Origin of the sequence: Psychrobacter sp. I-STPA6b, from assembly GCF_020662265.1 — a bacterium.
Lineage (GTDB): Bacteria > Pseudomonadota > Gammaproteobacteria > Pseudomonadales > Moraxellaceae > Psychrobacter.
The window spans coordinates 62408-87079 of the sequence record NZ_VEWM01000095.1; the positions used below are offsets into that span (position 1 = coordinate 62408).

The following is a 24672-nucleotide window of genomic DNA, read 5'->3' on the forward strand; positions in this document are numbered from 1 at the left end:
TACGCTTACCCAGCACTCACCACCAACACATTATCAAGCTCTTGCCATAGCGTATCGACACTATCGGCAGGGGTTTCGATACATAAGATAATCAAATCCCATTCATCAGCATTAATATTATAAACAAAGTTGGTCATGCCTAAGCCATAGTTATCAGCAAAACGTAGCATGTGCTTAATCGCCCCACCCAATGCGATTGGAGAACGGGTTAAGGCACTAAATTTCACTATGTTTTGCGTGTTTTTTGTCTGCTTTGTTACATGACTTTCTAGCCATTCTGCTAATAAAAACGGCAACCATACAAATTCATTACTACCCAATACCAATATTCGCTTGGGTAGGGGGTTTTGTTGCCAATCATTAGCTTGCCAGTTTTCAATCCCAAAATGGCGAGCATAGGCTTGCTGAAACTGAGCCAAATAATTAGCAAATCCTTGTGTGCTATCCAGCGTGGGAAAGCGTCCCCAATTACCCGTATCCAAGATAGGTTGGCTACCTGCCTCAGTGGTATCTAGACTTGGCATAATAATCGGTTCAGGGTTGGGGCTGTCCGTCCATTGCCACGAGCCTGCCAATAAATGATGACGATGAAAGGCTATTGTTTGTTCCATTCGTTCTATTTGTTGTAATGGTATATCCGTAGATTGAGTTAATTTTTGGCTGATACTGTCATTTATATTTGTTTGTTTCAGTGACCAGTCAACCAATGTGGTCAGATGCACTTGTTCAAGCTGATGTAGTCCTGCCTGCTGTAAGGCATTGACCACATTGATACAGGTATTACCTGTTGACGCCTCATCATCAACCATAATCAGAGTTTTACTTGCCAATAGCTGAACTTGAATATCAGGGTCGTTGCTTTGATAGATAAGGTGTTGGCTGGCATGGCTATGGTCTTCACTAAAAGTGGTGAGTAAGGTGGCGTTTGTTTGACTATCAGTATGGCTATGAGTATTAGTCTCTTGAGCATGACGGGTGGAGTTAAGTAGTAAGGCGTTCGGGTAGCGATGTTGTAGCACTTGATGTACGCCTGCCGATAGCCCAACCGCGGTTTCTGCCATACCCACCACTACAATTGGTTCAGGTAGGTTATCAGGGATAAGATTGGCAAGGTCACTAAATACTTGACGCATAATACTAGGGGCAACTGGGATATGTCGTCCCAATACTTTGGAGACAAACAAAAACGCCCGTTTGGGGTTGATACGTTGAGCAAAGTCAAGTAGGTCATCTAGTTCATATAGGTGACTGGTTTCTTTGGTTTGTTGATAGGTTAGGGAAAGCATGCCACGAGGTAGGGTGATGGTTTTGGTGGAGGTATGAATGGTGGTATTTGCCATATTTACTAAATTTCCTTTGGTTTTTTTGGCTCTAATGCACTGTTTATAATGGCTGGGCTATGGGTTAAATTATGAATATCACGCCTGACACCCCACCAACCATAACGCCCCACGACTTTGACGGCTAAGCTGAGGGGTGGTTAGCGGTGTTGGTGATACAGCAATTTGTGCGTTGTTATGGGTTTGGTTAAGGTGTGGGTTCGTTAGGCTAATGCCTGCACTGGTTAGTAGTGCGGATAATAGCTGAAACTTCACTGCATAATTGACATTTTGAGCGTGTTCATGGGCAAAGCTGGAGGTTGCCATGGCGATAACTTCCCCTGTGGGCAGTAGCAAGGGGCTACCGCTAGAGCCGGGCTGAATAGGGGCGGTAAACTGCATATAACGAATGTCATCACCAAAGCCTGTGAGTGCAGAAATACAGCCTTGTGTCACTTGTAGCTGACTGCTAAGCCCTGATAGTGGAAAGCCTAATGTGGTGATGGTTTCACCCAAAAAGTCAGTACAGCCAGTCGCTAAAGGCAGATAGCAAGGCAGAGGCTCACTAACTTTAATAATGGCACTATCACTGCCAATGTCGCTTAACACCACTTGCACTTCTCGGTCAGGCTGTCCTTGTTGGCGAATCCCAATCATCTGAGCCGATTCGATGACATGATGGCACGTTAATAGGTGGTAAGGGTCAATGGCAAAGGCTGTACCTGTCCAAGTCTCACCTGCTTGTACTTGGCGTGGTGGACGTTGTCGGGATTCGGAGCTGATTTGTTGGTTTTGGGCTTGGATTTGCTCATGAGTTTGTGGTGGGCGGGTATCAATGGCGATTTGTACCCGTTGCGATAGGCTATCTAGTCCTTGCGTTGAGGTTTCGCCCAACGCTCGGCATTTATATTGTCCATTACGCCGATAAATCTCTAGCACAATCACCGCTTTAACATGGCGTTCTTGGGTGGTAAATTCATAGTGTATCTGCTCGTTATCAATACTCAGTTGTACACCATCAAGCTCAACAGCAGGTAAGTTAAGAGTAGGGCTATGGTAAGTATAGGCAATCAGTTGCAAAAAATGCACACCTTGCTTGTCAAATAGGCTGTCTAAGTCCAGTCGCCACTGTTTAGGGTTATTGGTATTGTCAAGGCTTGCCCAATCTTTGGTTTCGTGTAGGTAGGCTGGGCTACAGATGGCATGACGTTTGTCATCAAGTGGTAGCCAAAGCATGCCAAGTTGTTGGTTAAATGCTTGATTGGGGTTGATTGCTTTAAAGTTGACCGTACATTTTGCTTGTGAAATGACGGTATTTGCCCCTAAAACTAAGGTTGTGGTCATGGTGGATTGCCTGTGTGCATTTATAATGAGAGTTTGTTTAAAAATATCTTTAATACCGTAACTTAGCTATCATAGCTTAAGGGCTATTGCATATTCATCTTCATAGGAAAAATTTAGCTAATTTTTACATAAAAGTAAAAAACAGCTATATCCCTTGTAGATATTAGCCCAACGGGGTGAATGTTCAACAGAGCTTAATACTGCTCATTAATGGACGCACTTTACAGGGTGTTATTTGCTGAGCAATGTCTTGTAAATTGGGTTTATCTGTCCAGCCAAGCCAATAAGCAAAAGCTACCTGAGTTAAATCAACCCCACTATGAGCTGTATAGCCAATGCCCCCTGAAGGTCGGCTATTAATCTCTAGTACGCGTTGTTGTCCTGTATCATCAGCTTTGGTCTGTACACTAACGATGCCATCACAACCGAATGCCTTAATAAGTGGTATTACTACTGTCATCACACTTTTTTCATAGCCAACATACTGCACACTGCCGACTTTATGACGCGTGATTGCTCCTAGCACTTCTCCATGCTCACAAACCACATCAATTGAATATTCTTGTCCTGACAAATATGGCATAAGTAGCATCGAAATGGGGCGTTGGTACACCATTTCACTATGGGCATAAGCCTCTAAAAATTGTTGTGTGTGGATTTTTCGATTATCTGTAAAATATAAATGCTCAAAGCTGTCATAAGCTAATGATTTATCACCTGTATCTAACCGCCAAAACCCCTGCGCAAAAATACCACTGATGGGCTTAACACACAAACGTTGATGTCCATATTCTGCTAATAACTGCTTTAACTCATCATAAGAATCAAATCGCCAACCTGTGGCAACAGGAATATCATGATGTTGGCAGTGTTGCATAAAAGCAAACTTATCATCAATTTTCTCAAGCATAGCCACATCAGATGCACCTGTGAGCAAACGAATCCCTGCTTGTTGAAACAAAGGACGATGCAACTCATAATCATAGCCATTGCGCCCAGTTAATAATACCTTTACTTGTTGCTCTTTGGCATGTTCTAATACAAATTGCCAACGAGATAGTAAGCAATGAGTGTTTGTTGCCTGCCTTTGAGATGTGGAAAGCTCAGCTTGTCGGTTTGGTTTCCCCTGATTTCTTAGGTGTTTATCATCTGGCTCAACATAATGTTTATCTGCACACATAACAATTTCTGGTCTATCGGAACGATGTGATGCAATGATGGTTAAATGTTTATTGCAGTAATGATTTTTTAAATGTTGTAAACTAAGAAGCATATCTCTTTGGCTAGATTGTGCCTCAGCAAGCCATACTGCATCTGTGTTGTACATAACAATACTCACTATAATAAAACTAAATTCGGCTTTTGCATGACCTTAAAGCCACTATTTTATATTAAAGTTGTATTTTATATTAAGGTAACGCTATTTAGAATAAAAAAACTTTCTGATGATAGATAAGTTTTAATAGAAACAATAGAGAAGCATATTATGGGAAAAGAAATTAGCTATCTAAAAAGTATTTTAGCACATTGGGAAAAATCAGTTATAGACTATATACCTAATATATTTCTAAGTATTATAGTCATGCTATTGTTTTTTATCATAGCAAAAATTGCTAAAAAATATATTTTTAAAATATATTCAACAGCCACTGCAAAAACCAATAATAATTATATTGAAATTGCTTATATATTTTCCATTGTTATATATGGTTTTTTTATCATCTCAGGGGTATTTATTGCCCTGCAAATATTGGGATTAGAAAAGGTATTAACCAAACTGCTGGCAGGGGCAGGGGTGCTTGGTATCATTGCAGGTTTTGCTTTTAAAGATGTGGCATCTAATTTGTTTGCAGGATTACTACTAAAAGTACAGCAACCTTTTGGTAAAGATGACTGGGTAGAGATTGATAATACTTATGGGAAAGTCATTGAGTTGGGCTGGATTACTACTACAATAAAGACAGTGCCGGGTCAGCAAGTGTTTGTACCCAATCAGCTTATTTATAATAATACGTTTACCAGTTATACCGCTTTTCATAAACGGCGGGTTATCTTTGAAAGTGGTGTCTCGTATGGTGATGATTTAGAGCTGGTTAAGCGAGCGGCATTAGAAGAGGCAAGATTGGTAGAAAGTGTATTGCCTGATGAACCCATTGATTTTTATTTTACTGAAATTGGTTCAAGTACTTATAATTTTCAATTACGTTTTTGGATTCATTTTGAAAATAATGTCGATTATAAACAAGCCAGCAGTGATATTATCATGCGTATCAAAAAACGCTTTGAAAAAGAAGATATTTGTATTGCTTATACAGTGACGACATTGGACTTTGGAGTTAAAGGTGGGGTTAATGTTTTTGATAAGCCTTTGCAAATAGAGTTGGATAGTGACAACAGTATTGATGTAACTGCAAAAGATGTGGTGACACCTATGCAAATAAATGAAAAGATGGTTGATAGTGTAGATATACCACAAAAGCCTGTGACAGTTAAGAAAGAATAGATAATAAAATATCAGAAAAATGCCCCAGTCAAAGGTTGATTGGGGCATTTTTTTAAACTAAAAAGTTGATTTTAACTTAAAGTTAAACTATTAATAGAACGAATGTTCTTTAAGCATGAGGTATAATGGCAGGCATTAAGTCTTGGAAAGTACGACCTGAGGCAATCTCACCAATAGCATGCATTTTCCATTCACCATTATGGCGATAAACTTTTGCCATAATCATAGCGGTATGGCTACCTTGTGAAGATAGGTTATAGCGAGCTACTTCACTGTTATTGTTGGCATTAACAATCCGGCAAAATGCATTTTCAACGCTTTCAAAGGTTTGTCCAGTAAAGCTATTTACGGTAAATACTAACGATTGTACGCTAGCAGGTACTCGTGATAAGTCTACATTGATGACTTCATCATCACCATCACCTGCTCCTGTACGGTTATCCCCTGTATGAGTGATACTGCCATCTTTAGATTGTAGTTGCCCAAACCAAATGGCATCGATAGGCTGTTTGTTACTATCAAACATGATGCAAGAAGCATCTAAGTCGATGCTATCTTCACCACCTGAACCACCACCAAATAGACCACTTAAAAAACCACCTTTTTTACTTGAGGCAGACTGGGCAACATCCCAACCTAGCCCCATTTTGATTTTTGTAAGTGTTCCACCAGCCTCTTTATTTAAAGAGATTTTTTGTCCTTTTTGTAGATTAACAGCCATAAAAGATTCCTTAGTTAAGATTTGAGGTGATTGTATAAATGTTAATATTAAGATGAGATTTACATAATTTGGTCTAGGAAACCACCATTACCACCACGTCCCCCTGAGTTGCTACCAAGGATACTTTGTATCCAGCCTTGATAGCTGTCACGGTTGCGTGAACAAATAATGACTTTACCTGAGCCTGAGAAATTTAACACCATCCCTTCACCACTGGTGACGGAGTTGATGATATTGCTCATAAAGCCATTTTTTTTGCTGGTTGACACAGATAGCTTATAGTCTAAACGAGAGTCCCAACAGACCACATGACCATTATCAATGATGACGTCTTTTCTGGGTGTGACTTCTATTTCAAACAGTGAGCCAAATCCTGATACCACTAATTGCCCTGAGCCAGAGGTTTGCATGACTACAAAGCCACCCGTATCACCAAATACAGCACCACCTAAGTTGCGTTGAATATTGGCACGAACATCTACATTGTGGGTAGCCGCAACAAATGCACCATCATTTAGAGTGTAGTGCTTTTCTCCTATATCAATGATTTGCATGTCACCATCTAGGGTAGGGGCGAGCAAACAGTCACCTTCACCATGTACAGCTTCAATTTCTTGTTGAAATAAGGACTCATCATTGGCAAAGCGACGCATTAAGGCTTGCATGATACCACCTTGTAGTTTACCTTTTAGCTCAAGGTTAGACTCCATCATGACCATTGCATTGGCTTCACAATAGATTCTGTCACCTTTTTTAAGGTTACAATGCAAGAATGGCTCGATGGTTCCGATTAAGCTAAACGTCGCTGCCATGATAGAGCTCCTTAATGATAGTTGATGAGTAGATTATACATTGACACCATAAGAGGCAGCTAAAGGTCCAAGACCACCATTAAACCCTTGCCCAACAGCACGGAACTTCCAGTCACCATTATGACGGTATAACTCACCAAAAATCATTGCTGTCTCAGTGCTACTATCTTCTGATAAGTCATAACGAGCAATTTCTGAGTTACCATTGTCATTCACAACTCGAATAAATGCGTCACTGACTTGCCCAAAGTTTTGGTTACGCGCTTGCCCTTCATAAATAATGGCACAAATTGCAATTTTGCTGACATCAGCAGGTACTTGCCCTAGATTGACTTTGATTTGCTCATCATCGCCTTCACCTTCACCAGTACGATTATCCCCTGTATGCTCAACTGAGCCATCAGTAGATTTTAGATTGTTAAAAAAGATAAAATCTTGGTCATTACGTACTTTGCCTGCTTCATTGAGCAAAAAGGCAATGGCATCTAAGTCAAAGTCTTGTCCGTCAGTGGCACGAGGATCCCATCCTAGACCGACTGTGATATTGGTTAAGCCTGGTGCTTCTTTTGATAAGTTTACGTTTCCGCCTTTGGTTAAGCTAATTGCCATGATTCATATCCTTGTGGTTGTTGTAGAGCTGTTGTAAAAGCTGTTTTACAACACGGTTTTTTAAAATAGTTACCTTATATGCGTCAATAACATATTACCTTATGATATGGGTATTTATGCTTAGTAATCAAGGTGTCTGTAATAGAATGAAGCCTGTTAAAACCAAAACTCAACAACTGGTTAACATGGGTCAAATGATAATAAAAATAGCTAACAAAAAACGCCTAATAACTGTATTAGGCGTTTTTTATCTTACTGTTAATATTGAAGTTTAGTGAGGCTGGGCTATTCTGTTTGTTCTAATTTACGGTGTTTTAGTGAAGCTAGCACTGCCCATACAATAAAGGCAACACCAATTAAGCCTGTAATCAGCTCATGGATATGGAACTTCATAGATAGCAACATAATGATAGCCAATGCACCGATGGCATAGTGTGCGCCATGCTCTAGATAAATAAACTCATCAAGTGTGCCTTTTTCAACTAAGAAAATGGTCATCGAGCGTACAAACATAGCACCGATTGCTAGACCCAACATAATGATAATCACATCATTAGTAATGGCGAAAGCACCAATCACACCATCAAAACTAAATGATGCGTCTAATACTTCTAAGTATAAGAATCCAGCTATACCACCTTTCATAACAGCTTTACCAACATCAGCAGAAGCAACACTCTCTTCTTCAATACCTTCTTCTGCTTCGTCTATATCACCTTCAAGTAGTCCAGATACGACCTGCACACCCAGATATACTAGGATTCCCCAAACACCTGCCATTAATACGACTGATTCTTTTTCAGCATCGACCCAAGTTAAGGATATCATTAATACAACTAGAGCAACGAAAACGCTCATGGCATCTACTTGCCCAAATTTTACTAAGCGGCTTTCTAACCATTCGAACCAATGTACATCATTGTCATCAAATAAGAAGTTTAAGAATACCAATAGTAAGAACATACCACCAAAGGCAGATATTTCAGCATGGTGTGCTAGTAGCTTTTGTGAGTATTCATCAGGATTATATAAAGCAAGGTTTACGACTTCCATCATGCCCATGTTGGCAGTGACAGCAACGATAACAATTGGGAATATCAGGCGCATACCAAAGACAGCAACCAAAATACCAACTGTTAAGAAAATCATTTTCCAAAACTTATCCCAATGCTTTAATACAGAAGCATTAACAACAGCATTATCAAAAGATAAAGAGATTTCCATGACGGCTAAGATAGCAGTAATAGATAAGGCTGTAATCAGCCCACTCATACCACCATGCGAAAACCCCCACCATGCAGCGACTGCAAGTGCGATGGTGGTAAAAACAATGTCAAAATAAAAGTGTTTCATGAGCTATCCTGTGTTTTTGCAACGAAGGCAAAGACTGACTGATATAAAAAACAAATATACAAAAAAAGTGGCTAGTAAACCACTTTTTTTGTATGAAAAAGGATATATTGATAGGTGTTATAAAATATCAATACAATAGCAGTAATGATTAAAAAGCCAGTGTTGACAGACATTTATGCTATATTTGGCTGTCAGAGGTGTCATGCTAGTTAAATATTTACACCGTATTGATGGCACATGGCCTGTAGTCCACCAGAGTAGCCTTGTCCAACTGCACGGAACTTCCACTCACCATTGTGACGATAGACTTCACCAAAAACCATGGCTGTTTCAATAGAGTAGTCTTCAGCTAAGTCAAAGCGCACAACTTCTGTACCAGTTTCTTCATTGACGACACGGATAAAGGCATTGGCAACTTGTCCAAAGTTTTGGTTTCTTTGCTGGGCATCATGAATGGTGACAGTTACAACAATTTTATCAATATCAGCAGGTACTTGGGTTAAGTTGACTTTGATAACCTCATCATCGCCATCACCTTCACCAGTGCGATTATCGCCAGTATGTTCAACAGCCCCATTATCAGACTTGAGCTGATTGTAGAAAATAAAATCATGGTCGCCACGTACTTTACCAGTATTATTCAATAAAAATACACTGGCGTCTAAATCAAATTCAGCACCAGAAGTTGCACGTTCGTCCCATCCTAAACCAACCAGCAGTTTATTTAAGTTTGGGTCTGTTTTTGTTAGTGATAGATTGCCACCTTTGCTTAGCGATAACGCCATATAAATACTCCTGTATGTTTAAATTTCCACAGCTTGCAGTTATTGTGATTTAGCACATCAATTGATGTGTTAGTGATTCTAGACCCTATACTAAGGTGTTCAGGGTTTGATTTCAAACTATAGAGTGTAATGATTGTGCAATGCTTTTGTGACATTTTTTTAGGCATTATAACGCATTGGTAAATGACGATGAACATGCGTGGATAGAAAAAAATGATCTAATAGTATGGTTTTAAGGTTGCATCTGTATTGCTAGCCTTTATAATTCAACAGTTTTAATTTGGATATCAAAAAAGACATCAATTTAAGTTATTGAAATGGATGTTAAGGTATTAATTAGAACATCAACCACACAGACAAAAGAGCTTGCTATGACTGACCATAATGCCACCGCTTTTCAAAGTGATATTCCTACTCCTTATTATCAAATTGATTTAGTTGCACTCAAGCAGAATCTAATGACAGTACAGAGACTGTGTGAGTTATCTGGCGCTAAAGCATTGCTGGCACTCAAGTGCTTTGCAACATGGGGTGTATTTGACTTTATGCGTCCTTATTTGCATGGAACGACTTCATCATCATTAAACGAAGTTCGTCTTGGTAAAGAGACATTTGGCAAGGAGACGCATGCTTATAGTGTCGCATACTCTGCCGATGAGATTGACGCGGTGTTAAGTTATGCCGATAAAATTATATTTAACTCATTTAATCAGTTATCTGCATTCAAGGATAAAGCCTACCAAGCCAATATTCCTGTAGGTTTACGATTAAATCCACAAACCAGTAACTCTTCATTTTTAATTGCTGACCCAGCACGTCCATTTAGCCGTCTTGGCGAACATGATGTGGCTAAGGTTCAGGCGGTGCTGGGAGATATCTCTGGTGTGATGATTCATAATAACTGTGAAAATGATAGCTTTGAGGCGTTTAGTGCCAGTCTGGATGATATTGAGGCTAAGTTTGGTGAAGTTTTTCATCAGCTATCATGGGTCAGTCTTGGTGGTGGTATTCACTTTATTGCCCCTGATTATCCTTTAGAAAAGCTTGCGCATCGCTTAAAACAGTTTAGTGATACTTATGGTGTGCAAGTGTATTTAGAGCCCGGTGAAGCATGTATTCATGGTGCTGCCAGATTGGTGACAACCGTATTAGATACATTGCATAATGGCAAACCATTGGCAGTGGTGGATGCGTCTATCGAGGCACATATGCTGGATTTATTGATTTATCGAGAGACTGCTCCTGTGGTTAGTATTAATCATCAGTCTTGCCAGCTATCGCAAAAGCAAACATCAGATAGCACCATTATTTATGGTAAGTCTTGTTTGGCAGGGGATATTTTTGGTGAATATGAGCTACCAGCACCTTTGCAGATAGGGGATACCGTGGCATTTGGTAATGCAGCCGGCTATACCATGGTTAAGAAAAATTGGTTTAATGGTGTTGCTATGCCTGCCATTGTGATTTGTGATGAAGCGGGCAAGCAACATTTGCAAAAAAGCTTTAGTTATGAGGACTTTAAAGCAAGTTTATCATAGGCTTATTTGGTTTGTTTTTAGTATCATTTATACGCTTGTAATGAATGACACTTGCCCTCATATAGATAGCAACTATACTTTAATACAGTAAGTTTCGGAGTGCGTGGGTTTTCCTTTGGTCTTCCTTTTTAATTCACGCACATCATTCACCAGTGCCACAAGCTTTGAGCTTGTCTATTTGGCACGCTAAGGAGGATTCATATTTTGAATAAAGGCTCATCAGAAACAGTTCAATCACCTCAATCTACTGGCACAAAACGCAATGTTTTAATTATTGGTGCTGGTGGTGTCGCCCAAGTCGTCGCGCATAAGTGTGCAATGAATAATGATGTCTTAGGTGAGATTCATATCGCATCACGGACACTGTCTAAGTGTGAAGCCATCGCTGCCAGTGTGGTAGAAAAAGACAGTTTTAAGCAACCTGCGACTTTGCATACGCATCAAGTTGACGGTATGGATAGTGAGGCTGTTGCTGCATTGATACGTGAGACGGGCGTTCAGATTGTCATTAATGTTGGTTCAGCATTTGTTAATATGACCGTGTTGGAAGCATGTATTGAGACGGGCGCAGCCTATATTGATACCGCAATCCATGAAGACCCTCGCAAAATCTGTGAAACGCCACCATGGTATGGTAACTATGAGTGGAAGCGTAAACAGCGCTGTGCAGATAATCAAGTGACGGCCATTTTGGGGGCAGGATTTGACCCTGGTGTGGTGAATGCATATGCCAGAATTGGCTATGACATGATGGATAAAGGTAGTGTGACGGATATTGATATCATTGATATTAATGCAGGCAGTCATGGTAAATACTTTGCGACCAACTTTGACCCTGAGATTAACTTCCGTGAATTCACAGGTACGGTATACTCATGGCAAAATAGTCAATGGCAATCAAACAAAATGTTTGAAGTCAAACGTACTGATGATTTGCCAGTCGTTGGTGAGCAAAATAGCTATCTAAGTGGGCATGATGAGATTCATTCATTATCAGCTAACTTAGATGTACCAAACATTCGTTTTTGGATGGGCTTTGGTGAGCATTATATGAATGTGTTTACTGTACTACAGAGCCTTGGGCTATTATCAGAGCAACCAGTCACTACCGCAGAAGGACAAGAAGTTGTACCATTAAAAGTGGTAAAAGCTGTGTTACCAGACCCTAGCTCATTAGCACCAAACTATACTGGTAAGACTTGTATCGGTGATAAAGTGAAGGGTAAGCAAAATGGGGAAGAGGCAGAAGTCTTTATCTATAATGTCTCAGACCATAAAGAAGCCTATAACGAAGTCGGTAGTCAAGGTATCTCTTATACCGCTGGCGTGCCACCTGTTGCTGCCGCCATGTTAGTTGCTACCGGTGAGTGGGATGTAGCACATATGGCAAATGTCGAAGAGCTAGACCCAAAACCTTTTATCAATCTGTTAAACAAAATTGGTCTGCCAACTCGCATTCAAGATGCACAGGGTGACAGAGCGTTGCAGTTTGATATTTAATGCCTAGTATCAGCTCACTACAATAGCCTATCATTGTTAAACTACTATAGCTTGCTACTATACTGTTGTACGGGATTATACTGGCAACTTGTTTTTACTGATAGGCGAATTTGTTGAAATGCTATAACAAGCTTGTAGTATGAGATAGAGACAAAAAAGCCAGATATATCATATATCTGGCTTTTTTATGTTTATGTGGATTAAATATTTTTGACATCAACGTCTGGGCGTAGAGTTAATGGGTTTTTTTCCATTAAAAATGCTTGCCAGCCCCAATGCAAAAAGTTACGGATATTTTGGTGATTTGTACCATTGGGTGTAGCACGGACATTATCATAATGCTCACCAAATAGCTTTAAAGTATCTAACTGGCTGAGGTTATGAAGTTTGGCAAATCCAAAGATTTTTGCACTGCCTTCATTTTCTCCTACAGCATTATGCAGTGTACCATTGGTAAATGATACAGGTGAGTAACGATAAAAGTCATCAATAAACTCAATGACATCATTAAAGCCAATGGCTTTTTTCTGTAAGCCATTGAGTAAAGCAGAAACATCTGATTGTCTAAGACTCATATTATCCTCAAATTCAGGGTGATATCACAACTAAAGTGATGGATAGATAAACCTTGATAGTTAACGATTGAAATAATCTTCATCATCAAAAGATGGTGCAAACCCACCTTGTTCAAGATGTTGCATTTGCGATTGAACGGCGCGTTCATGTTGAATGCGCTGATAAATCTCTTCGCGATGCACTGCGATATCTTTGGGTGCATTGACACCAATACGTACTTGATTTCCTTTGACCCCTAATACAGTGACACTGACTTCGTCACCAATCATTAAGGTTTCACCAACACGGCGAGTTAAAATTAACATGCGTCACACTCCTTATGTCGCAAAATAGGTTGTTGTGCCCTTTGCGATAATTGATAAAAATAAAAGTTTTCCATAATGTTGCCCTAAAAACGAGTCATTTGCCCTAATGACTCTTTGTTAATGGACATTATATTATAAGTATTAACCCCAGTACTGTCACGGATTTTAACAAAACTTATCTGCTGTGTAAGGCAGTACAAGATATATAAATATCTTTATTAAGAGTTTTGTTAGTATTTTTTTATCATAATAAGGTCTCAGTAAGCAAATGTTTACTGATGATATTGGGTATAAATAATTTTTTATAGAGGTTTTTATCGAGTAGGTTTGGAGTATTGTATATACAATGAGATAGTAAATAGACAGAAGGCAAGTATTAAACAGTAATACTTACCTTCTTTTTGAATAGAGATTAGGGACTAATCCGTAGATTGCATATTAGAAATGGATAGTACGATATAGCCCGTAGCTGTTTACAATCCAGCAACGCGACTTTCACCATCTTCTCTATCTAGTCCAAAGGCAGTGTGTAGTGACTTCACTGCTTTTTCCAGATGTTGCTCTTTGATAAGGACAGAAATTTTGATTTCACTGGTAGAAATCATTTGGATATTGATATTATTTTCTGCCAAGACTTGGAACATTGTGCTAGCAACGCCAGCATGAGAGCGCATACCAACCCCAACTAAAGAGACTTTGACAACATCACGGTCTCCATGCACTTCTTTAGCACTGATTTCATCTTTAACATCATTATTTAAGATGCTAAGTGCTTTGTCAAAGTCGATACGGTTGACAGTAAAGCTAAAGTCAGTTGTGCCATTGGTTGATAAGTTTTGCAAAATCATATCAATTTCAATGTTTGCATCACTAATAGGGGTGAGAATGGCAGAGGCAATACCAGGATGGTCTGGGACACCCCGTACTACGATTTTTGCTTCATCACGGTTAAATGCGATGCCTGAAATTACGGGCTGTTCCATGTCGTCTCCTTCATCTACAGTAATTAGTGTTCCAACGTTTTGTCTAAATTCATCATCAAAGCTACCATCTTGGCCTTCGTCAAAGCTAGAGAGGACACGTAAAGGTACTTGATATTTACCAGCAAACTCAACTGAGCGAATTTGTAATACTTTTGAGCCAAGGCTTGCCATTTCGAGCATTTCTTCAAAGGTAATTTTGCTGAGTTTGCGAGCTTTGGCTGTAACGCGAGGGTCTGTGGTATATACACCATCAACGTCAGTATATATTTGACACTCATCAGCACCCAGTGCGGCTGCCATAGCCACACCTGTGGTATCAGAGCCACCACGCCCTAAGGTGGTAATATCCCCGTGACTGTTGATGCCTTGAAAGCCTGCGACAACAACAACATTACCTGCATCGAGTTGTTCACGTACTTGTTCAACATCGATTTTTTCAATACGGGCTTTGCTATGGGTATCATCGGTGTGAATGATGACCTGTCTACCTGTAAAAGAGCGTGCACCAATGCCTAGCTCTTTGATAGCCATTGCCAGTAATGAGATAGAGACCTGCTCACCAGTTGATACCATTTGGTCATATTCACGTAGATCTGGCTGTTTACTGATTTGTTGTGCCAAATCAATAAGACGATTGGTTTCACCGCTCATGGCTGAGACTACGACCACGACTTGATGACCATGATCATGCCAGCGCTTAACACGCTTGGCAACATTTTTGATGCGGTCGATGCTACCCATCGAAGTGCCGCCATATTTTTGTACAATGAGAGCCATAGTCTTAATCCTTATTGTATTTCGTTGGTTATTGACTCAAAACTATTTAAAATAGTACAGTTGTGATGAGTCGTCAACTGAGTTTGCTATTCATCATAGGTGATGTTTTTCTTTTCCATTATTTTCTTACTAATCTATTATGAGTTAGTAAGCTGAGCTTCAAGCCAGTTTGGCAAAGTTTGCAACACATTAGGCAACTTATCAGAAGCAGGTGCGCCACCTTGAGCATATTCTGGCTTACCACCACCTTTTCCACCAAGCTCTTGTGCTAAATAGCGAATGATATCACCTGCTTTAACTTGTTTGCTTAGTGATTTACTGACAGAGGCGGCAAGTGCTAATTGCTCAGATTTCTCCCCGACCAAAACAATGATGGTATCAGGCAGTTTTGACTTTAAATCATCAATCAGTGGTCGGATACCTTTGCCATCGATACCACTGACACTGGCAATAACTGCTTGATGCCCAGCGATTGTTTGCACTTCATTAACAAGGCTTGATGCTTGTGAGCTGGCAAGTTTTTGGTTGAGTCGTTCTAGCTCTTTTTCTAGCTCACGTTGTTTATCACTCAGACTTTGGACCCGTTCAGCAATCTCAGGACGCTTGGCCTTTAGTTGTCCTGCAAGCTGAGATAGTTGCTCATCTCCCTGCTGGACATACTTGAGTGCACCCATGCCAGTCAGTGCTTCGATACGACGGATACCGGCAGCAATGCCAGATTCTGTAGTAATTTTGAAGAAGCCAATATCACCAGTACGGTGAACATGTAAGCCACCACATAGCTCAATAGAAAATGGGATATCAACGCCATCTTTATATTGGTGTGTCCCCATGCTAAGGACACGCACAGTGTCACCATATTTTTCGCCAAATAGTGCCATTGCGCCTTTTTTCATGGCTTCGTCAATGTTCATATGCTCAATACGAGCAGGCTCATTGGCTTGAATTTGTTCATTGACGATACGCTCAATACGGTTGAGTTGCTCACGACTGACAGGACTGTCATGTGAAAAGTCAAAACGTAGCACATCACTGGTGACCAATGAGCCTTTTTGCTGCACGCCTTCACCTAACACTTGTCGTAAAGCTGCGTGTAATAGGTGAGTGGCAGAGTGGTTTCTGGCACTGGCAGCACGGATGGATGAAAAAACTTGTGCTTCCGCAATTTGCTGTTGCTCAATTTGTCCAACATTGACGATACCATGATGAATGATGGTCTGCCCAGATTTTTTGGTGTCTTGCACACTAAACACACCAGTTTGAGTGCGTATCTCACCAATTTCACCTGCTTGACCACCGCCTTCAGCATAAAATGGTGTACGGTCTAATACTAATACACCTTCTTCGCCTTCATTAAGCTGTGAGACGGAGTTGCCCTCATGATAGACACCAATAACGGTGGTCTCATCATCCTGCATTTGTTCATAGCCAAGAAACTCTGTAGGGCTTTCTGTACTGATGACACTGGAGTAATCAACGTCAAATTTGCCTGCATCACGCGCGCGTTGACGTTGTGCTTCCATATGCACTTCAAAGCCTTCTTCATCAATACGAATACCGTGTTCACGGGCAATGTCTGCTGTTAAGTCAGCAGGGAATCCGTAAGTGTCATAAAGTTTGAAGGCGGCTTCACCAGATAAGACATCCCCTTCGTTTAGAGCATCTAGCTCAGTTGATAATAAGCGTAAGCCTTGAGCCAGTGTTTTGGCAAATTGTGTTTCTTCTTTTTCGATGGTTTCTTCGATTTTGCTTTGTAGCTCAACCAGTTGTGGGTAAGCATCGCCCATTTCTTTGACCAAAGGGGTAACCATCTGGTGGAAAAAGGAGGTTTCTGCACCCAGCTTATTACCATGGCGGACAGCACGGCGGATAATACGGCGTAGTACATAGCCACGACCTTCGTTGCTTGGAGTGACACCATCAGCAATCAAAAAGCTTACCGCGCGAATGTGGTCAGCGATGACTTTTAATGATGCTTGTCCTTGATTTTCAATACCTAAAATCTTGGCAGCAGCCTCAATTAAATAAACAAAGGTATCTATTTCATAGTTGCTATGCACACCTTGGATAATAGCACTGATGCGCTCTAGCCCCATTCCTGTATCCACACTGGGGGCTGGTAATGGCTCCATTGTGCCATCTTTTTGGCGGTTAAACTGCATAAAGACGCAGTTCCACACTTCGATATAGCGGTCACCATCTTCTTCTGGCGTTCCGGGTAGGCCACCTTCAACTTCTTCACCATGGTCAAAAAATACTTCAGAGCATGGGCCACAAGGTCCTGTATCACCCATTGCCCAGAAGTTATCTGAGGCATATGGGGCGCCTTTGTTATCTCCAATACGAATGATGCGCTCAGCAGGTAAGCCAATGTCTTTATGCCAGTGGTCATAGGCTTCATCATCTGTCTCATAGACTGTCACATATAGGCGGTTTGGGTCTAGTCCAAGCCAGTCTTTTGAAGTCAAAAACTCCCACGCATAAGCGATGGCATCTTTTTTAAAGTAGTCTCCAAAAGAGAAGTTACCGAGCATTTCAAAAAATGTATGATGGCGAGCGGTATAGCCGACATTATCCAAATCGTTATGTTTACCACCAGCACGCACACATTTTTGTGCAGTAACAGCACGAGTATAATCGCGCTTATCAATGCCCAAAAAACAGTCTTTAAACTGATTCATACCCGCATTGGTAAATAACAATGTAGGGTCGTTATGTGGGATAAGGCTGGCAGATGGCACATGGGTGTGCTGCTTGCTTTGGAAAAACTCAATAAATGCTTGGCGAATTTCGGCGCTGCGATACGGCTGGGTCACATTAGTTCCTTACTGTACAGTAGTATGTATATGAGAGATAGCACACATATTTGACGTGTCTATATTGATAACCGCAAAACTGCAATTTTAGCACAAATTTGAATCAGGTTTCATCTTGTGTAGACAGATGCCAGATACGATAGGGTCAAATAGGCTCTGTTGAACATTCATCTTCATAGAAAAAATTTAGCCAATTTTTACATGGACGTAAAAAGTAGCGGTATCCCTTATAGATATTAGCCTAACAGGGTGAAAGTTCAACAGATATTAATATCATGGTTATTTCTCGCTGGATAAAATGGCAGCATCAGTTTGATCAATTTTATCAGTTTGCTCAGGGTCTGCTTCAATAACAACGACAGGTAAATAGCGAATTTGTAAATGAACGGGTCGTATATTGGGATAGTTTTTTGCAATACGTTCAGTGATTTTTTGTTCAAGTATTTCTACATCTCTTGCTGTAGGTTGTGTTTCACCACGAATGACCGCTCGAATGGTCTGATATTCATTACGATTAACAAACTGAGTAGCAGTCAGTACATCACCTTGGTCAATAAAATAATCACTAATCATAGATTTGACATCATTTTCAAAACGTTGTGTGCGTGCAATCACATTTAAGTTAACAGACAAATAGATACCAAGACCAAACAATAATAATAGTGTGACAGCATTACGCCGGAAAAAAGTGAAAGCAGTGCCTTTTTTATAATCATCTTTTACCAAACGACGAAATCCAGAAAACCATAGCACTAAGGCATTGGTAAACTGAATGGCAATGATGTTGGTTAATGCTAATAACAATGCACCAAATCCTAAGCTACCTTCACCATTAGCAAATAAAATACCACTGGCAGCTAGTGGTGGTACTAAAGCGGTTGCAACAGCAACACCAACCACAGCAACAGATAAATGAGGTGAGATAATGGCATAAGCACCTGCTGTACCCCCTGCAAGTGCAATCATTAAATCCATCGAGGTTGGCTGTGTGCGAGATAAAATTTCATTGGTTAGCGGCTGTCCTTGATGTAGCAGACCAATAATAAAACCAATGGTAATCACCATAATGCCACCAGCCAAAACAGTGAGCAGTGATTTTTTTAAAAAAGGTATACGATAATCAATAATTGCTAGCGCCACACCACTGATAGGACCAAGCATCATAGCAACTAACATTGCGCCAATCACAACCGCAGCAGAATTAATCACCAGACCATAACTGGCAATTACTGCCGATAATGCATTCATAATAAAATACATTTGGCTGGGTAGTGCATTGGCCTCGATGCTAATTCGAATTTTTTGATAATCAATTTCTTTATGGTTCTCTTGCTCAGCAATAAACTGTCTATAGGCCTCTAGTTGGGCTTCTTTTTCTGCCTTTAACGATTCACTGTCTTTTGGTGTTGTTTGCTCTAGATTATTTTCAGAAGCATCATGAGATAAAGTTTCTTTATTCTCAATATCCAGTTTATTAATCTCTTTTATTTCTTCTTTGGCTGATGGCTTGTTAGCGTTTTTCTCTTTGTTAGTGCTGTGTGTTATAGCAGGGACGCTATCACTGTTTGCATTTTTTGTACTATCTAAGGATGATTCTGTCTGAGTAGGTGTCTGAGAAGTTATCTCTGTTGGCTGTGTTTCGATATCACTACTGTGACTCTCATCTGTTGCTTGAGTCTCAGTTTCAGCTGGTTTGACGCTGATTTCAACCACATCTTCAGCTAACTGATGAGTTTCAACTATATCTGGAGTAGATTGCGTATTAGATGGTGAGTTTAGATTACTACTGTCTTGTCCGTCCTCTATATTATCTTCAATGATTTCAGTTTGACTATCTTGAGAGCTAGAGGAGGGTTTATCAGAATGAGCCATAAAAACACCATGTAATATAGATAGAGAGTCGCCAATAAAAGTTAGTTTGGCATAATTTACTGATATTTTGATAAAAAATCTATCCACTTTTTTTGTTTGAATGGTGTGGGGGTGTTATCCAGTTGCCACAGTAGAAAAACAGTAGAGAAGAGGGTAAGGGAGGTTATATTGTATATGGATAGAATAATAGTATTTATGAAGGTGTGATGGCGTGTGAGTCTCAAGTTATGTTATTGGGGTTATGATAGATTATCTAACAACAAAAAACTTGCCTGAGCTTATAGAATTCTAACATGACTGTGTCTGTTTGTCAGTGAAATTGTATATCCTAAGTGTGCGTAATTAATACTTAAAAAAATTAGGGAATTAGTTGTAAAATAACTATATCCACAAAATATTTAAGGAATTAATTATGTCAAAAAAATCAATGAACTGGCCGTTATTTAGCATGATATATTCTATGACCAGTACCGTTGTTATGGGGCTGTTCATGATTGTTGTATTAGCAACCATGCCAAACAGTAGCATCGAGCTGATTATTGCTATTGCCGTAGGTGCAGTGATTTCAATTCCTATTGCTTTTGTTGTCACTAAGAAAATACGCAAGTTGGGTGAAAGTAGTAATAACTCTACTCCAACATAGATGCTGGAAAGTTAAGTTATTCGGTGCAACACAAAAAGGATGAGTAGACTGAAGTGTCTAATATCTAGATATCTTTATATATAAAATCTAGGGTCTGTTGAACATTCATCTTCATAGGAAAAGTTGAGATACTGATTTTAATAAATAGTGTCTTAGTCAAGGCAATGAATGCAGGTAATATCAAGATATTAACCAGTTCATTAACGCTTCATCATGCAAATAAAGCTCCTTTTTACATGAAAGTAAAAAGGAGCTTTATTTCTTGTAGCATAGTAACCTAACGGGGTGTAAGTTCAATAGGTGCTAGTCATCTAAAAGTAAGAAAGGCAAATGGATATACTTTCCATTTGCCTTTTTGATTTTAATATTAACACTTGTTCTCTGACTATGGAGACTATTTCAGACCATTAATATTTTTAATATGACAAGTGCTATTTTGTTAATGAGATGGTTAGAATTTAACCATAAGTGGTATGTATCTCGATTTATTATGTATTATTTTATAGATTAACGGAAAAAACCCACAATTTTAATAAGGTTTTATATATTGTATGTTTGTTCCCTTAACCGTGAGATCATATAGGCTGAAACTATTGAGCATTTTGAACCCTTGTGATAGAAGAGGTGTCCAATAAGTTTGCTTGGATGAATGTATATTTAGGCGCTAGTTATTGAATAAATTTAAAATCAAATCATTGATATTTCTCATAATCAAAATTAACAGGTATGGTAAAGGAACGACTACTACTCCCTTTTAATATTTCAGAGGGTGGTTTTGGTAGTGGTGAGGCGCGGTTAACCACTGCTTGAGCCTCTCTATCCAGTACGGTTTTGCCACTACCATTGACAATGGAGACATTCAGTACCTGACCTGAGGCATTGACGGTAACACGTAAGGTGGTTTGTCCACTCCATTTTTTGGATAAGGCTTGTGGTGGGTAAATCAGTTTACGCTCAATAGCCAGTCGAACCAGTGCTTGCCAATCTTGCTCCATTGCTTGGGTGTTGGGTGAACCACCTTGAGCTTGTTTGTTACTACTGTCTGTCCCTTTACTTGGAGTGGTATTGGTGTTTTCTTTAGAAATGTTTTTTTCTGTAGTCGCTTGTGTTGGTTGAGAGAGAGTTTGCTTTTCTGTTTGTTGGTTATTTATGGTAGGTGCATCAGCATTATTCTGCTGATTATCTTGAGCATTGTTAGTGTGATTACGGTTACTATAATTACTATTATTATGCTCTATAAGATGGTTTTCTTGAGTCATTTTACTTGAAGGTGTTGATGTGGATTCAGTGGTATTTTTTTCTTTGGAGTTATGAGTCGGCTTGGCAGTGGATAATGTTGATAATGTCGCACTATTATCCTCAATACTAATTATATTCGTTGGTTGAGGCTGATTTTTAGTTGTGACTTGCTCTACTATCGGGTTGTTAGTCACTGAGATTTTGGAGTCAGACTTTTGTTTGGGTGTTGGGGTGGCTTGTGTTGGTTTCGTAGTTGGGACTGGCATTGTAGGTTGTCGTTGAGTCTGCTGACTCTGTGTGATTGTGTTTGATGTTGTTGGTGTAGGTGTTGTTTTTGGCTCGGTTTCTGTTATCAGTTGGCTGTCTTGACTGGTATTCTCTAATGCGTCACTTTTATCCATATTATCAGCAATCTCAATAAATTCGACAGTTAATGGACGTGCTGAGGGTAGGGTTATTTGTGGTACGTCAACATGCAAAAGTCCCCACAATACAAAACCGTGCAATAAAATGACCAATAGGGCAACCAGCCAAGTCCATTTGTTTGGTTGCTCTATATTGTGAATTACTGGTGAGAAGTTCTGCATAGTTGTCATAATAATAAAGCTGATATATGGTGATTAAAATTTAAATTCTGCTCCAACTTTGATGGTGCGACCACGTGCATAGTTGGTATAGCTGTAACTTTCACCATCATCATTTAGTTGAGAATAATCTGAGTTTTGTGAGTTCAGAGGGTGAATGTATAGCTTGTTAAATAGGTTCTCTACGCCTAAGCGGAATAAGATGTTTTTATTCATCTGGTAGCTGGCGTGTAAGTCAGTGACAATGGGGGCTTTGGGCATTTCTTGTAGGTGGTAGTTTGAGGTTTCTATATCTGTGCCATCAGGGCGTAGGCGAAGATTTTTGCCATAGTATTTTAGGCTGGTACCCAGTTGTAATTTATTATCTAGTAGGTTGGTGCCTAAGTCTAAAGTCCAATATGTTTCTGGTAGGCGGTCAAGCGCACCACCAGAGAAGCCAAAGTCAGCAAATCCTGAGTTGATATTGACAGGTTGGTTTGAGGTTGAATTTGTATAAGACAATGCGCCAAAAAATTTATCATGGGTATAGTTAGCTTGTACTTCATAGCCTTTGCTGACCACTGGCTCTAGTGAGTTTACTGAGATTTGGGCATGAAAGCTGGGTGATATTTCAGAGATGTCTTCATTGAGATTGTCAGTTAGGTGACCATCTTGTTTTAAAAAGAATGATTGAGAATGGATATAGTCTTTGATTTTACTATTAAAATAAACGGCTTTAAATCCTAAGCTGTCATGTTGGTCAAATATGCCATGTTTAAAGGTGTTAAAGCCTATTTCTTTGATATCTGCTTGTTCTGGTTTTAAGTAGGGGTTCATTGAGCCACCGCCCTCGTTATTAAAAAACACTTCTTGAATGTTTGGCATACGGCTGGTGCGTGAATAGCTAACAAAGGGGCTAAACCAGTCGTTAATATTGGCAGACAGTTGGATTTTGCCATTGGTTAAGACGTGGTTATTTTTAAGCTCGCTGGCACCTTGTGGAAAGCAAGGAACGGTAATGCCACTAACCGAATCACACGCAGGTTTATGCCCTGAAAATTTGGTATCCACTCGGCTAAGACTTAAATCCATCTCGTAGATGTCTTTTTTAAAGTTATTATTTAGATAGTAACTTAAAATCTTTTGTTCACCGCTAGGAGAGAAGGTGGTGTAATTATAGTTATCTTCATTAACAGCAGTTGCTTGTCGGCTGTAGTCATTGGTTAAGTAAGATATGCCGTAAGTACTGGTAATGTCCATTGCTGGCAGATAAAAATAGCTGGTGTTATTTATATCAAAGTAGTTAGAGCGGTTTTGACTTTTGGCATCTTCTAATAAAAAGTATTTGGCTGTACGGTTTAGTGCTTGGGTATTTTTGGTGGTGGTCGCTTTTACCCCCAAGTCTAGCCAGTCTGATTCTGGGGTGTAGTGATAGTCAATGCCATAGGTTGTATTTTGTAGCTCTCGCCCACCAATATTGGTTTTATAATCACGTGTGGATAAGGTAATATCATGATTGGGTGCTGGCTCAAGCTCTAATTTTGCAAGGTATGAGCGAGGTTTTTGTACTTTTGAGATAACGTAAGTGTTACTACTTGCCAACTTGCCGTCACCACGTCTGTAATCTGTACTTTTATTTGCACCGCTAATGGCAAGCATTGCTCCAATATCACCCATTGATTTTGTTTGATAACGTGAGGCAACGGCAACCATCGCATCATGCCCTAATTTATTTGTACCATAGCTGTATTTGGCAAGAATACCTTTTGAGTTGTCACCTAAAATGATGTCATCAACACCAATGGTACGAAAATTTGCACTACCCATCAGTGCGTTGACCCCATGACTACCACCTTGTCCGCCTCGATTAATATCTGCACCAACTAAAAAGTTAGGGTCAATGGCAGTACCAAAGGTGCTGGTTGAGGCTGGTGAATCATGAAAACCGCCATCACCTTCACTGGTTGCAGTCACTCCAAATAGGGTTTGTGGTACACCGTCAATCATGGTGTTCACTCGCCCAAATCCTGTCATACCACGCACGTTGACGCTAAGCGTACCTTGTGGGGTATCCATATAGGTAAAGCTACCCGGTAAAGCCCGTACCACACTGTCTAACCCTGTTACAGAGCGGTCGATTTTTTCTTTATCCGCAGTAGATACCGCCCCTGCGGTGGTAAAAGTTTTTTTGACTTGATTGGCTGTATCTTTGGCTGAAATACGTACAGCATCTAACACCAAATCATCACTGCCCACACTTGATGAGGAAGAGGGAAGATTTGTTTCTGATGTGGTTGGCTCATTGGTGATAGTCTCTGCATATACTGATGAGCTGATAAGCAAAGCAAAGAATAAATAGGTTCTATAGGTTTTGGCTGTCATGATGGTAAGTTTCCTTAATATGAACTCATAAT

General features: G+C 39.9%; 18 protein-coding genes and 1 pseudogene. 4 read left to right on the forward strand and 15 right to left on the reverse strand.

Translation table 11 applies throughout. The annotated features are described in order from the left end of the window. Positions 1–5 precede the first annotated feature (5 nt). The 3 genes from FHK88_RS12050 to FHK88_RS12060 all read right to left on the reverse strand — a co-directional run bounded on the left by FHK88_RS12050 (position 6) and on the right by FHK88_RS12060 (position 3990). Positions 6–1340 (reverse strand): phosphoribosyltransferase domain-containing protein, encoded by a 1335-nt coding sequence (locus FHK88_RS12050; protein WP_227430971.1) that lies wholly within the window; start codon positions 1338–1340, stop codon positions 6–8. A 78-nt stretch (positions 1341–1418) separates the two neighbouring features. Beyond that, positions 1419–2663 carry a trypsin-like peptidase domain-containing protein gene (locus FHK88_RS12055; RefSeq protein WP_227430972.1) on the reverse strand — a complete coding sequence of 415 codons (1245 nt, stop codon included), beginning with the start codon at positions 2661–2663 and terminating at the stop codon, positions 1419–1421. A 184-nt stretch (positions 2664–2847) separates the two neighbouring features. Next, positions 2848–3990: an ATP-grasp domain-containing protein gene (locus tag FHK88_RS12060; protein WP_227430973.1), complete on the reverse strand. Its 1143-nt coding sequence runs from the start codon at positions 3988–3990 to the stop codon at positions 2848–2850. Between the two features lie 159 nt (positions 3991–4149). Here FHK88_RS12060 and FHK88_RS12065 point away from each other — a divergent pair, with 159 nt between their 5' ends. Continuing rightward, positions 4150–5166, forward strand: coding sequence for a mechanosensitive ion channel family protein (locus FHK88_RS12065; RefSeq protein WP_227430974.1), 1017 nt, complete (start codon positions 4150–4152; stop codon positions 5164–5166). A gap of 109 nt (positions 5167–5275) precedes the next feature. Here the strand turns inward: FHK88_RS12065 and FHK88_RS12070 are convergent, their stop codons facing one another. The 5 genes from FHK88_RS12070 to FHK88_RS12090 form a co-directional block, all read right to left on the reverse strand. Continuing rightward, positions 5276–5887, reverse strand: coding sequence for a TerD family protein (locus tag FHK88_RS12070; protein ID WP_227430975.1), 612 nt, complete (start codon positions 5885–5887; stop codon positions 5276–5278). 59 nt (positions 5888–5946) lie between these two features. Beyond that, on the reverse strand, positions 5947–6699 hold the full coding sequence (locus FHK88_RS12075) for a TIGR00266 family protein (RefSeq protein WP_227430976.1): 753 nt from the start codon (positions 6697–6699) through the stop codon (positions 5947–5949). Positions 6700–6732: 33 nt separating this feature from the next. Further along, positions 6733–7308 (reverse strand): TerD family protein, encoded by a 576-nt coding sequence (locus FHK88_RS12080; RefSeq protein WP_227430977.1) that lies wholly within the window; start codon positions 7306–7308, stop codon positions 6733–6735. A gap of 285 nt (positions 7309–7593) precedes the next feature. Beyond that, positions 7594–8661, reverse strand: coding sequence for a DUF475 domain-containing protein (locus FHK88_RS12085; RefSeq protein WP_227430978.1), 1068 nt, complete (start codon positions 8659–8661; stop codon positions 7594–7596). Between the two features lie 209 nt (positions 8662–8870). Then, complete coding sequence (locus tag FHK88_RS12090; protein WP_227430979.1) at positions 8871–9446, reverse strand: TerD family protein; 576 nt, start codon at positions 9444–9446, stop codon at positions 8871–8873. 371 nt (positions 9447–9817) lie between these two features. Between FHK88_RS12090 and FHK88_RS12095 the strand changes: the two genes are divergently transcribed. Beyond that, positions 9818–10984 carry a carboxynorspermidine decarboxylase gene (locus tag FHK88_RS12095; protein ID WP_227430980.1) on the forward strand — a complete coding sequence of 389 codons (1167 nt, stop codon included), beginning with the start codon at positions 9818–9820 and terminating at the stop codon, positions 10982–10984. A 204-nt stretch (positions 10985–11188) separates the two neighbouring features. Continuing rightward, the gene (locus FHK88_RS12100; protein ID WP_227430981.1) at positions 11189–12484 is read left to right on the forward strand and encodes a saccharopine dehydrogenase family protein; all 1296 of its coding nucleotides are present in this window, start codon (positions 11189–11191) and stop codon (positions 12482–12484) included. Positions 12485–12684: 200 nt separating this feature from the next. On the opposite strand, the gene FHK88_RS12105 is transcribed toward FHK88_RS12100, so the two are convergent. The 5 genes and pseudogenes from FHK88_RS12105 to FHK88_RS12125 form a co-directional block, all read right to left on the reverse strand. Continuing rightward, complete coding sequence (locus FHK88_RS12105; protein WP_227430982.1) at positions 12685–13059, reverse strand: HopJ type III effector protein; 375 nt, start codon at positions 13057–13059, stop codon at positions 12685–12687. A gap of 138 nt (positions 13060–13197) precedes the next feature. Continuing rightward, positions 13198–13365: pseudogene (gene csrA / locus FHK88_RS12110) on the reverse strand (carbon storage regulator CsrA); the annotation flags it as partial. Between the two features lie 473 nt (positions 13366–13838). Beyond that, positions 13839–15125: an aspartate kinase gene (locus tag FHK88_RS12115; RefSeq protein ID WP_227430983.1), complete on the reverse strand. Its 1287-nt coding sequence runs from the start codon at positions 15123–15125 to the stop codon at positions 13839–13841. A gap of 137 nt (positions 15126–15262) precedes the next feature. After that, entirely contained in the window at positions 15263–17941 is a 2679-nt protein-coding gene (alaS, locus tag FHK88_RS12120; RefSeq protein WP_227430984.1) for an alanine--tRNA ligase, read from the reverse strand. A gap of 279 nt (positions 17942–18220) precedes the next feature. Then, positions 18221–19813, reverse strand: coding sequence for a DUF389 domain-containing protein (locus FHK88_RS12125; RefSeq protein WP_227430985.1), 1593 nt, complete (start codon positions 19811–19813; stop codon positions 18221–18223). Between the two features lie 412 nt (positions 19814–20225). Between FHK88_RS12125 and FHK88_RS12130 the strand changes: the two genes are divergently transcribed. Next, a complete protein-coding gene (locus FHK88_RS12130; protein WP_227430986.1) occupies positions 20226–20456 on the forward strand; it encodes a hypothetical protein in 231 nt (76 codons plus the stop codon). Positions 20457–21148: 692 nt separating this feature from the next. On the opposite strand, the gene FHK88_RS12135 is transcribed toward FHK88_RS12130, so the two are convergent. Both FHK88_RS12135 and FHK88_RS12140 read right to left on the reverse strand, forming a co-directional pair. Next, positions 21149–22291, reverse strand: a complete 1143-nt coding sequence (locus FHK88_RS12135; RefSeq protein ID WP_227430987.1) for an energy transducer TonB — start codon at positions 22289–22291, stop codon at positions 21149–21151. 24 nt (positions 22292–22315) lie between these two features. Further along, complete coding sequence (locus tag FHK88_RS12140) at positions 22316–24640, reverse strand: TonB-dependent receptor domain-containing protein (protein WP_227430988.1); 2325 nt, start codon at positions 24638–24640, stop codon at positions 22316–22318. Positions 24641–24672 lie beyond the last annotated feature (32 nt).